Raw genomic sequence first — 11,934 nt, forward strand, 5'->3', positions numbered from 1 at the left:
CCATGAAATCATTCGCATTGCGCGCGACGGGCGTCGCGCTGGCAGCGGCCGGGGCACTCGTCGTCGGCACGGCCTTCGCGCAGGACGAGAGTCCGAAGCTGGTGAGCGGCACGACCGATGCGGCCGTTGTGCAGGAATTGCGCGATTCGTTCCGCGCCTCGGGCATCGCGCAGCTTGACCGCATCGATCAGAGCGAGTTGCAGAAGCTGTGCACGCAGTACGCGACCAAGCCGATGCCGGCGAAGGTGGCTGAACGGCTGCAAAAAGCCGAGCTGGCGAAGGTCAAGGCTCCGGCCGACGGTCAATATCTTGGTGACTGGAAGGAAGGCGAGAAGGTTGCCCAGAACGGTCGAGGCCTGCAGTTCACCGACAAGGCCGATACCGTCAACGGCGGCAATTGCTATGCGTGCCACCAGTTGACCAAGAGTGAGATCTCGTTCGGCAACATCGGTCCGTCGTTGTATCACTACGGCAAGCTGCGCGGCGATTCGCCCGAAGTGGTCAAGTACACGTGGGCGAAGGTCTACGACTCGCATAGCTACGCGGCTTGCTCGAACATGCCGAGGTTTGGCGCGGCGGGCATTCTGACCGAGAAACAGTTGAAGGACGTCATGGCGTTGCTGCTCGACCCCGCGTCTCCCGTCAATCAATAAGCCACCGCCGTTCCGGCGGGCGACCCGAGATCGTTGATCGACGGTCGCCGCCGGTTTCCGGAGCGCTGCATGACATCCCTGGAATATACGAATCAAGTCGCTGATCGTCGCCGACCGTCGCGATGGCCGCGCTCGCGTGCGAACTGGCGAGGTGGGTGTGGGTTTGCGTCTGTCTCGGATTCGCGTCTTGCGCGAATGACCGTCTGGCAGATGGGGACGCACTCGATGCTGGGTTGGGTGGGCGCTGTTTTTGGGGCCTGCGGGGTGCGTCGAACGCGCCACGTTGCACGACGAAATGGCATGGGCATGTTCGGGCGTTTGAAAGCGACGATGGGCGCGGCGTTCGTCGTGGGAGCAATGTCCCTTGTTGGCGCACCGGCGCACGCGCTGGAGGTCGGCGACACGGTCACGCTGCCGTCGCTCACGCTGCTCGATGGCAAGACGCTGCCCGCAAGCGCGTTCAAGGACCGGACGGTCATCGTCGAGTACTGGGCGTCGTGGTGTCCGTTCTGCGCGCAGCAGAATCCGCATGTGCAGAAGCTTTACGACGCCACCCGCGGCAAGCCGATCCAGATCGTCACGCTATCGATCGACAAGAAACCGCAGGAAGCCATCGACTATCTCAAGACGCATGGCTACACGTTTCCGGCGGGTATGGAAACGGACGCCTGGCGGGCGGCGCTGGGCAAGCGTCGCGGGCTGCCGGAGTTGTATGTGATCGGACGCAACGGCAAAGTGCTGCGCAAGGAAGTCGGCGAGATGTTCGGCGAGGACGTGGCAGCGCTGGCGGACTACGCGGGGAAGTGACCAGATGACCAAGTGACAAGGCGCCAAGGTGGCAAGGTGATCAAGTGCCCCCGGTGTTTCGGTGATTTGGCAACCCGATGAATCAGGGTTTGAATCAGAGATCCGGTAATTCGGTGAATCGACGACTCAGTGATTTGAAGACTCAGTGAATCGGCAGGACGAGACGGAAGATGATCGTTGCCGTATCACTGTGGGACGTTCGCTACGGCATCGCGTCGATGGTGTACTGGCGCGGTACGAGCTGACGGGTACGGATGCATTAGCTAACGACAAAGCAGGCGCGCCGCACGACGTGTGCGTTACGGAGACGAAATGAATCGACGCGAGTTCATGCAGGTGTTGGCGGTGGCGGCGGCGGGCGGGATGGCGTTGTCGCACCAGGAGATGGCAGCGGCCAAGGCGGCAGACGTGTTCTACGATCTGCCGACGTTCGGCAATGTGCATCTGCTGCATTTCACGGACTGCCATGCGCAGTTGCTGCCGATGTATTTCCGCGAGCCGAGCGTCAATCTGGGGATCGGCGAGCAGGCGAACAAGCCGCCGCATCTGGTGGGCGAGGCGTTCTTGAAGGCATATGGCCTGCGTCCCGGCACGCCTGACGCGTATGCGTTCACATATCTCGACTTTGCCGCGGCGGCGCGCACGTACGGCAAGGTCGGCGGGTTTGCGCACCTTGCGACGCTGGTCAAGCGCATGAAGGCGTCGCGCCCCGGCGCGCTGCTGCTGGACGGCGGCGACACGTGGCAAGGGTCCGGCACGTCGATGTGGACGAAGGGCCAGGACATGGTCGACGCCACGCTGGCGCTCGGTGTCGACGTGATGACGGCGCACTGGGAGTTCACGTATGGGGCGGATCGCGTGAAGTCCGTCGTCGAGGAGCAGCTCAAGGGGAAGATCGACTTCGTCGCGCAGAACGTGCAGACGAACGATTTCGGCGACCCGGTCTTCGCGCCGTACACGATCAAGACGATGAACGGGGTGCCGGTGGCGATCATCGGACAGGCGTTCCCCTACACGCCGATTGCGAACCCGCGCTATTTCGTGCCGGACTGGACATTCGGCATTCAGGAGGAGCGTCTGCAGTCGATGGTCGACGAGGTGCGCGGCAAGGGGGCGCAGGTCGTGGTCTTGTTGTCGCACAACGGGATGGACGTCGATCTGAAGCTGGCGTCGCGCGTGCGGGGTATCGATGCGATTCTGGGCGGTCATACGCACGACGGGGTGCCGAAGCCTGTCACCGTGGAAAACGCTGGCGGCAAGACGCTCGTGACGAATGCCGGGTCGAACGGCAAGTTCCTGGCGGTGCTGGACTTCGACGTGAAGGGCGGCAAGCCGGTGGACTTCCGTTACAAATTGTTGCCAATTTTTGCCAATCTGCTGCCGGCCGATGCGCCGATGCAGGCGCTCATCGAGCGCGTGCGCGCACCGTTTGCGGCGAAGCTGGCGGAACCGCTGGCCGTGACGGAGGGTGTGTTGTATCGGCGGGGGAACTTCAACGGGACGTTCGACCAGTTGCTGCTCGATGCGGTGATGGCGGAGAAAGATGCCGAGATTGGGTTCTCGCCGGGATTCCGTTGGGGGACGTCGCTGCTGCCGGGGCAAACGATCACGATGGAGCAGTTGCTTGATCAGACGGCGATCACGTATCCCCACACGACGCTGACACCGATGACCGGCGAGACGATCAAGACGGTGCTCGAGGATGTGGCCGACAACCTGTTCAACCTCGATCCGTACTACCAGCAGGGCGGAGACATGGTGCGCGTGGGCGGGATGGACTACACGATCGACCCGATGGCGCCGATGGGACAGCGCATCACGGAAATGCGCCTGAACGGCAAACTGATCGAGGCGGGCAAGACCTACAAGGTGGCGGGCTGGGCGCCGGTGGCCGAGGGAGTGCAGGGCGAGGCGGTATGGGATGTGGTGGCGCGGTATCTGCGCGCACAGAAGACGGTGGTCGCGAAAGCGCCGAAAGTGCCGTCCATCAAGGGGATGAAGGGGAATTTGGGGGCGGTTTGAGGGCGAAAATTCCGAAAATCCAACAAATCCCGAGCGTTTTTGTCGGTTGCTCGCCGGGAATCCAAAAACCGCTATAATTGGCAGCTCGTGTGGGGCGGTAGCTCAGCTGGGAGAGCGTCGCGTTCGCAATGCGAAGGTCGGGAGTTCGATCCTCCTCCGCTCCACCAGTTCATGTCTGCACTAAGTCCCTGGTCCAAACCCGGAAGCAAACGTGGATCTCATTTTCAACTCGTGAACCCCCTGGTTCCTTCGGAGCCGATGCAAGCGGCTTGCCTCTATTTTCCTTTGGGATCTCGGACCTTCCTATGATGGGCGAATGTTTGCTGCCCTCGCGTGCGGCAGGATCGCCTCAGGTGCCTCAGTGCTCGTCGGCAGCAATGTGCTCGCCCGATACTCCGCCTAGATAATTACGAATTTTACGTCTACCACGCCGCCTGGTTACGTTTTGTAAGCGTGTGTGACTTGTTATGATTTTGTCGGCTTTATAGAGGCGACTTGGTAAAGTATTACGCTTCGCAAATATTTGATATTGCCGATAGTTGGATATTCACCGAGACGAGACCGTTGATAGTCCCTTGTAATCTGGATCAGCAGTGGATGAAGCTGCGCCGACTTGTTGGGTCGGATATGGTGCAACGACTGGTGTATCAGTCAGCATTTTTCGCCAATAATACCCTGATATATGCGATGATCGCCCATTCCCATCCTGGGAAGGGTCTCCTCTTCTTCTCGCTTTTTTTGGCGGCAATGAGTTTGCGGGCCAATCTCGGTTTGCAGCTGCGAAATTTCGGCTGCACTTGGTGCGAATGGGTGGTGAGACTGGCTTCGCTGCTCATTTTCGTCGCTTCTTCACGCAGCGTAAGTTTTGAGCATCAAGCGCTTACGTTCATTACGATTGTCCTAGTCGTTGCGTTCTTTCCGACGCGATTATTACTGGAGCCGCCCTCGCTCGTAAAATCCGTGATCATCGTAACTTCGATCGGGATTTCAGCCGGATTGGTGGTTGTCGACTACCTTGGGTTGGGAAGTCCCAGGATCGCGACTCAATTGTGGCTTCCGCTGCTTCTCGCGCCGTACGTGGTTGCTATGGGGTTTGGATTGACTGGAAACACGCAGGCGAAGATTGAGGAGGGAGTTATGTCACCTTCACGCCTAAAGACATCTGCGCTGTTACTTATCATTTCAGGACAACTTATCCCAGTGCTTTCGGGAACGATGCTCGTCGTGCTCGCCGCGGGATTCGATAGTGCACAAAAGGTGGGCAACTACATAGCGATGGAGCGGTCGCTGGCAATAGGGGGCACTCTGGCCTACTTCGCCGCCCGAGTTGCGTTGCCGAAGAATCTTCCTGTATTGCTGCGCTGGTTGGCTGGTTTTGTTGTAGCTAGCGGTATTGCCTGGACTTGCCATACCTCGCCTTGGGTGGCCATTCCCGGGCTTTTTAGCGCGGGAGTATTCTTATCACTTTCTACGATCGCACTGAACAGGAGTGGAGGGGAGCGCCGTGTTTTCATCGCGAATACTATAGCCTTCTGCGCGTTGTTTTCGGTATGGGCTCTTTCCGCTGGCCCCATGTTAGGAGCGTCAGTGCTAATGGTGGTCTATATTTTGCCGCAATTGCTAGTCCTCATTCCCGCCGTTTTGCGAAATGCCTAGAAAGCACTATGTCGATAATTAAAAATTTATATTATGCGCTGGAATATAAGAGGACGGCGCGCACCCTTTCTCAACGTATTCGTCAATCACGGGAGAGCAGTTCGGATGCAATGCTTGTCGTGATCGATAGGCTGGAGGCACGGTCAGGTGGATTGAGAAATGTTGGGAGAATTGTGAATGCGCTGGCAGTCAGCCTCAAACGGAAAACGTCGATATATATTCAGAATTCTGGAAAGCAAGATGCGGCATTGATTAAGGAATATCAATTTGAAGGGGAATTAATTGATCATGTGCCAGAGGGGGTGGAGATTATAGTAAGTTCCACTTGGGCTCTCTCTGAAGAATTAAAAAATTACGTTCGGAAAAATCATAGCAAATGGATACATATAATTCAAGACTATGATGAATTATTTTTCCCCGTTTCGACAAAATATTTTTACGCCGCAAATGTAAAATCTGGTCCAGATGCATTCATCTCCTCTGGTAAATGGATGACCCTTCCAGGGAGGGTTGCTGGATTGCCATTTCCGGTGGATTCACAGATCTACCACGAATTAACAAAGCCTAATGTCGAGCGAGAAGTAGATGTCTTGTTTTTTCATAAGCCAGAACTTCCGCGGCGATGTGCATTTTTATGTGAACAAATTGCTGAGCAACTCCTGACGAATCGACCGTCCCTAAGAATTGCGTTTTATGGCTCTAATTTATCTAAACATCTCGTGTCAGCAAAGGTGGAACATTTTGGCGCCGTGCCGAGCATACAGGAGCTTGCCGATCTGTATCGTCGCTCGAAGATAGGAATCTCATCGAATCTGACGAACCCGTCGTTGATTCCTTTCGAGTTGGCAGCGTGCGGCTGCTTGCCACTCTCGCCGTACCTCAATTCTCATCCTGAGTTTCATTTGCCGGAAATTCACGTCAACGGGGGGATTGATGAAATTGTCAAAAAAATTCTCTCCGAGCTGGATTCCGAAAATTTGCCAGGAAAGTGTCGAAAATTATCAGAATGGTATTTGGCGGAGGGTTATATATGCGATCGATCGAGTTTCGCCGATATAGTCGGACGGGAAATTAGTGCGATTAAGATATGATAATCCCAATAAGATTGATGGCGTTGGTGCTTGCCGCGCTTTACCTGATTGTCCCGATTCCTTTTGCTGTGGATACGCGAGAGGTGTTGGGTATCGGGCCGGCAGCAACATCCGATCTTGTCCTTTCGGCAATTTATGGGATCTCGATTTTTCTAGTATTTCTTTTGCTTCCGAAGGAAATCCGCATAAAATCGAATCGGCAGATGACTTTTAGTTGGGGAATTTGGCGGTTTCTTGAAATTCTAGCAATTTCTTCGATATCCATCGTCTTTAGTGTAATTATTGCGCGTCAACAGCAGTATGGGTTTTCGGACAAGGTGCTCGCGCATTTTCGCTACGAGGCATTAAATGCCGATTTCCATTTGCGATTAATATACAACATATGCTTGTGCGTGTTTTTGTCGAGCGTGGTCGTGCGCGGATTTCGGTGGCAGCAGGTTATTTTTTTTGCTGCTCCAATCGGATTGGAAGTTATTTTTTCAAAGAACAATTACATAACGCATTTTTTGGTTTTCATGTTTTTGTGGCTTTGGAATAGTAAAGTGAATCGCAGGTTTGTAATATTTCTTGCGTCCATCTCCGTTGTTTCCCTGCTGATTGTCAGATTTTTACAATTCGCGAGTTGGCAGTCGGATTGGATGAAGACGATAGCCGCCATGTTTGGTGAGTTCACTATCTCTTGGCAGAGTATCCCGGTGGCCATTGAGTACTCTAGGGCGATGATCTTCAATGCGCCAGTGGGTGGCTGGTATTCCGATGTAATTAGCACTTTTGCTGGATTGAAAATCGGTCTGGCTGGGAATCCGGCTGCGGAGATGGTGTATTATTTTGGTGATTTCGCAATATTTCCGATCGTGGTCACTGCGGTCTCTTTTGTATTATTGGCCAGACTTGCGAAGTCGAATTTCATTTTATCAATGGCATTTTTTGTTGTTGCATTTTATCTTCGAGATGTGATGCGAACCGGTTTATTAATGGGATTTTCGATTATTATCAAAACTTCCATTATATTCATGATGTTGAAATTCATTTTGTCAGGAATAAAAAGGGCGCGTCCTGTGTCAGAGTCGTCTTCGCCAATGGGCGCTTCGGATGTTAGAAATAGTGTCTGATGTAACAAAGGTTCGGCGAATTTGTGCTGGTGGTCGATAGAGTGTAATTATGTGCGAAATGCCTCGGCCCAGCGCAATATCGAGGGTGGCATCGTTTTCACATACAATTCTGTCTTAGAGATGGTAGGTCTCGTCAGGTTGTATCTCGACCGAGGCTTCGGCGCATGCGGACCGCTCAGACCCATTGGTGTGCCAATGCTTGCCTGCCCGTCGGTGCTATAAGGCGCTTCCTCCACGGTATTTCCGTCGTGTGCTAGGTGTTGATGGCAGGTATAGGATTGTTAAATGAATGTGGCTATTGAGGTAGAAATGAGTCAAGAACGCAATATTTCGATTGTGGCGGGTGGTGCTGGCTTCGTCGGCGTGAATCTTTGCTCCAGGCTACTTGAAGAAGGGCGGACTTTGGTCGTGCTTGACAACATGTCGCGCGGCCGGGAGTCTTTGGTTAGAGTCGCGACTCGTGGTTTCGACGATCGCGTCTATGTGCTTCGGTGCGATTGCACCGACGAACAAGCACTGGAACAAGCGTTTGAACAAGCGGTGCAATTGGGAAGGGTGGACGAGGTGTGGCATTTGGCTGCGAATTCGGACATCCCAGCCGGGGTGGAAGATTCGCGCGTCGATCTGAAGGATACCTTTCTCACCACGTTTGAATTGTTGCGAGTGATGAGGGAGTTCGATGTTGGTACGCTCCATTTCGCTTCTAGTTCCGCAATCTACGGTGACCTTGGGGACACGGCGTTGGAGGAAAGCGTCGGCCCCTTGTTGCCCATCTCGAACTATGGGGCAATGAAGTTGGCGTCTGAGGCGGCCATTGCTGCAGCCTCGGAGTCATTTCTCACAAAAGTGAACATTTTCAGATTTCCGAATGTTGTCGGTGTCCCCGCGACGCATGGCGTGATTTTTGATTTTGTCCAAAAGCTCATCGCGCGCCCCGATGCACTTTCTGTCCTCGGCGATGGGACGCAGCAGAAGGCTTATTTGCACGTATCGGATCTTGTCGAAGCAATGCTGGTTGTTCGTGGTCGCACCGACGCCCGGCGCATTGAAGTTGTGAACATCGGACCGGTGGACGAAGGCGTGACTGTACGATGGATTGCGGAAAGCACCATTTCGCGGGTTCAGCCTCCGGCACGTGCCGAGTATGGCCAAGGCAACCGAGGCTGGGTTGGAGATGTCCCTAAGTTTCACTACTCTACCGCGCGAATCCAAGCGTATGGATGGAAGCCTAAGCTAGGATCCGATCAGGCCGTGTCCCGAGCTATCGACGAAATCGCAACGCAGTTTGGACGCTAATTGCTGAAATCGAACATGAGCACATCGTTCCCACGGGTCTCATTTGTCGTCCCGGCATTCAACGTATCTCCAGAAATCCTCCAGGAGAGTCTGCAGAGCGTGCTCGGGCAAACGTTCCGGGACTATGAGTGCATCGTGGTTGATGAGAGCACTGACCCCGCGCTGGCAGACCACTGTCGTCGGCAATGTTCGGTTGACCCTCGTTTCAGGTACGTTCGCCCGAACTCTCGGCTTGGTTTGGCTGGAAGTTTGAACTTTGGCATATCAAAGGCCCGAGGCGAATGGATCGCTCGATTTGATTCCGATGATATTTGTCTGCCGAAGCGTTTGACAATGCAGCTGGAATTCCTTGAGCGAAATCCGGAAGTTGACGTACTTGGAACTGGGCTTGCGCTAATGGATGCAAGCGGCCGCGTATTCGCGACTCGCTCATACCCTATCGGTCATTCGTCGATCGCCCGCCGCATGCAATTCACGTGCACAGTTGCGCATCCTTCCGTTATCTTCCGTCGCTCTGTGGTGGTTGCGGCGGGTGGGTATGACGAGTCATTTCGATATGCTGAGGATTTGGAGCTTTGGCTCAGACTGCTGAATCGCGGTGCGCGTTTTGCGAACTTGTCGGAATCACTCGTTTGTTATCGTCAAATCGAAGCAATTCGAAATAGCGCCCACGGCAAATTCAATCTTCGAGCGCGCTCGAAGAATTTTTCGTCTCGCTACTTCTTTGAAAGAATATTTGGCTTCGCCGGACTTGCTGTATGGAATTTGCTGCCGAGCGTAGTTCAAGGGTCGGGGATACGAGCAATCTTGCAACGTAAAGTTCGGTAAGCATGGGATTTAACGTCGACTTCACTGGATGTAACAATGGCTTGTCAAGTGGCAATTCTTGCGGGGGGGATGGGAACCCGCTTACGAGAGCGCACCGGCGATCTCCCGAAACCTATGGCCTCCGTATTGGGACGGCCCATACTTGAACATCAGATCCAACTCTGCAAGCGCTTTGGATTTGACGAGATTGCGCTACTGGTGCATTTCCGAGCGGACGCGGTTCAGGAGTATTTCGGTGACGGCTCGAGGTTCGGCGTATCGCTGACCTATGTTCTCGAACAAGAAGCGAGGGGGACAGCAGGGGCTTTGCGCGACGCACTCGATGTAATGAATGATCGGTTCGTCGTATTGTACGCAGATACCTACGCAGATATCGATCTAGCGCGCTTGTGGGCGTTTGATCGTGAGATTTCGTCCGCTGGAACTCTGCTACTTCATCCTAACGATCATCCCCAGGATTCGGATCTCGTGTCACTCACTCGGGACTCCTTGGTGAGCGCAATCCATCCCTACCCTCATCCGGACGGTGCAACGTATCGGAATCTCGTAAACGCTGCCCTCTACGTTCTCGAAAAGGCGCCACTGTTTAAAGTCATTCCCGCGACTGGAAAGCATGATCTTGCCAAACATACGTTTCCCGAGATGTTGCGGCGCGGCTTGTTGCTTCGTGGATACGTAACGCCCGAGTACATCAAGGATATGGGTACGCCGGAGCGCCTTGATAAAGTGGAAAGAGATATCGTTTCAGGACTGCCGGAGCGGCTGTCGACTCGGCACCACAGGACAGCGGTTTTTCTGGACAGGGATGGGACGCTCAACAAAGAAGTCAACCATTTGAGTGACTGCGCTCAGTTGGAGCTACTACCGGGGGCGGCGAAGGCGGTGCATCGCCTGAATCGCTCGGGTGTTCTGGCTGTATGTGTCACCAACCAGCCGGTCATCGCCCGTGGGGAACTTAGCTTTGAAGACCTTGATTCGATTCACGCGCGCCTGGACGAGTTACTCGGCAGGGAAAAGGCATTTCTGGATGGCATTTATGCGTGCCCTCACCATCCTGAGTCCGGATTCGAGGGAGAAGTGAAGGAGTTGAAGATAGTGTGCACTTGCCGGAAACCGGAAACCGGCATGCTGGACACGGCGATCAAGGATTTTGCCATTGATCGCAAAGGTTCCTGGATCGTTGGCGATACAACTTCGGACATTTTGGCCGGGAAAAGGGCGGGCCTGCAAACCGCCTTGGTCCGAACGGGATACGGTGGAACGGATAGGAAATATCCCGCAACGGCTGATTTTGAAGCTGACACCCTCGATGACGCGATCGACTGGATATTGACTGGGCGCAGTCGGATGGTGCGTGCACTTTTGCCGATTGTCGGAAGTCTGGCCGAAAGCCGGATGGTGTTGATCGGCGGCGCATCCAAGACGGGAAAGACATCGACCTCCCGACTTCTCGCGCACCTGTACGACCAAATTGGTCGAACGGCGCACGTTATTTCTCTTGATGCTTGGCTGAGACCGGAGCTCGAGAGGAAAAACGGAATCGGACTGTTGGCGAGGTACGATACCGACGGATACGTTAAGGCGTTGACAGAGGTGGTCGTCGTTGGGGGAAGAGAGCAGCTTTTGATTCCCATGGCCGAAGGAATACTCAGTACTGTGTCTATTGGACCTAAGGACGTTCTGATTGTCGAGGGTGTTACCGCGCTGGTTGATGAGAGGCTCAGAGAATTGACCGGTGACACCGTGTACCTTGGGCTGGATGGTGTTGAGCGGCGAGCACGTTTTCAACGCGCGTATCAAGCCAGAGGGCTGTCGCAGCGGCAGATCGATGAAAAATTTGAGTCTCGGGAACTTGACGAAGTCGATTTAATACGCCGTCAGGCGGATTCCGCGAAATTCCAGATTTTCATCCGAGGTTTAGCATGATTGTAAGCAAGACACCGTTGCGCATGAGTTATGTTGGCGGAGGAAGTGATCTGCCTGCGTTCTATCGGGACGAATTGGGCGCCGTCCTCTCGACCTCTATCAACAAATACATCTTCATCGCGCTGAACCGGAAGTTTGACGGCAGCATCCGCCTCAGTTACTCCAAAACAGAGGAAGTCGCGAAGATATCCGACATTGAGCATCCGCTTGTACGTGAGGCCCTTGGACTGGTCGGTATCGATGGTGGTATCGAGATTGCTTCGATGGCAGACATTCCGTCCAAGGGGGCGGGCTTGGGCTCGTCAAGCTCGTATGTGGTTGGTTTGTTACACGCCCTATACGCGTATAAGTCGCAGTATGCGGACAAGGAGACGCTCGCAAGCCAAGCATGTCATATTGAGATTGATAGATGTGGTGAGCCCATTGGTAAACAGGATCAATATGCAGCGGCCTATGGCGGATTGAATGGAGTTGCCCCTGTAACTCAGGACACGTGGACACCGTTAGGTTGATGACGCCGCTGCTCGCCTGAACTCGCGAGGC

At 54.3% G+C, this 11,934-nt stretch carries 10 protein-coding genes and 1 tRNA gene; all 11 read left to right on the top strand.

Going from position 1 to position 11,934, the window contains the following annotated elements:
• Positions 1-2 precede the first annotated feature (2 nt).
• The 11 genes from soxX (at position 3) to PCE31106_RS22795 (ending at position 11,903) form a co-directional block, all read left to right on the top strand.
• Entirely contained in the window at positions 3-653 is a 651-nt protein-coding gene (gene soxX / locus PCE31106_RS22745) for a sulfur oxidation c-type cytochrome SoxX (RefSeq protein ID WP_017233573.1), read from the top strand.
• A gap of 300 nt (positions 654-953) precedes the next feature.
• The gene (locus PCE31106_RS22750; RefSeq protein WP_150564771.1) at positions 954-1,460 is read left to right on the top strand and encodes a TlpA family protein disulfide reductase; all 507 of its coding nucleotides are present in this window, start codon (positions 954-956) and stop codon (positions 1,458-1,460) included.
• 312 nt (positions 1,461-1,772) lie between these two features.
• Positions 1,773-3,482 (top strand): thiosulfohydrolase SoxB, encoded by a 1,710-nt coding sequence (soxB, locus tag PCE31106_RS22755; RefSeq protein ID WP_150564772.1) that lies wholly within the window; start codon positions 1,773-1,775, stop codon positions 3,480-3,482.
• 91 nt (positions 3,483-3,573) lie between these two features.
• Positions 3,574-3,649 (top strand) — tRNA-Ala (locus PCE31106_RS22760).
• Between the two features lie 430 nt (positions 3,650-4,079).
• Positions 4,080-5,138: a hypothetical protein gene (locus PCE31106_RS22765; RefSeq protein WP_174975397.1), complete on the top strand. Its 1,059-nt coding sequence runs from the start codon at positions 4,080-4,082 to the stop codon at positions 5,136-5,138.
• 8 nt (positions 5,139-5,146) lie between these two features.
• Complete coding sequence (locus PCE31106_RS22770) at positions 5,147-6,229, top strand: rhamnosyltransferase WsaF family glycosyltransferase (protein WP_150564774.1); 1,083 nt, start codon at positions 5,147-5,149, stop codon at positions 6,227-6,229.
• Between the two features lie 17 nt (positions 6,230-6,246).
• Positions 6,247-7,341 (top strand): hypothetical protein, encoded by a 1,095-nt coding sequence (locus PCE31106_RS22775; RefSeq protein ID WP_150564775.1) that lies wholly within the window; start codon positions 6,247-6,249, stop codon positions 7,339-7,341.
• A 285-nt stretch (positions 7,342-7,626) separates the two neighbouring features.
• Entirely contained in the window at positions 7,627-8,637 is a 1,011-nt protein-coding gene (locus tag PCE31106_RS22780; protein ID WP_254441280.1) for an SDR family NAD(P)-dependent oxidoreductase, read from the top strand.
• A gap of 15 nt (positions 8,638-8,652) precedes the next feature.
• Positions 8,653-9,465 (top strand): glycosyltransferase, encoded by an 813-nt coding sequence (locus PCE31106_RS22785; RefSeq protein ID WP_150564776.1) that lies wholly within the window; start codon positions 8,653-8,655, stop codon positions 9,463-9,465.
• A 36-nt stretch (positions 9,466-9,501) separates the two neighbouring features.
• Positions 9,502-11,391 carry an HAD-IIIA family hydrolase gene (locus PCE31106_RS22790; RefSeq protein ID WP_150564777.1) on the top strand — a complete coding sequence of 630 codons (1,890 nt, stop codon included), beginning with the start codon at positions 9,502-9,504 and terminating at the stop codon, positions 11,389-11,391.
• A complete protein-coding gene (locus tag PCE31106_RS22795) occupies positions 11,388-11,903 on the top strand; it encodes a GHMP family kinase ATP-binding protein (RefSeq protein ID WP_150564778.1) in 516 nt (171 codons plus the stop codon). Before PCE31106_RS22790 ends, PCE31106_RS22795 begins: the two co-directional genes overlap by 4 nt.
• The last annotated feature ends 31 nt before the right edge of the window (positions 11,904-11,934 follow it).

This window comes from Pandoraea cepalis (assembly GCF_902459665.1).
Lineage (GTDB): Bacteria > Pseudomonadota > Gammaproteobacteria > Burkholderiales > Burkholderiaceae > Pandoraea > Pandoraea cepalis.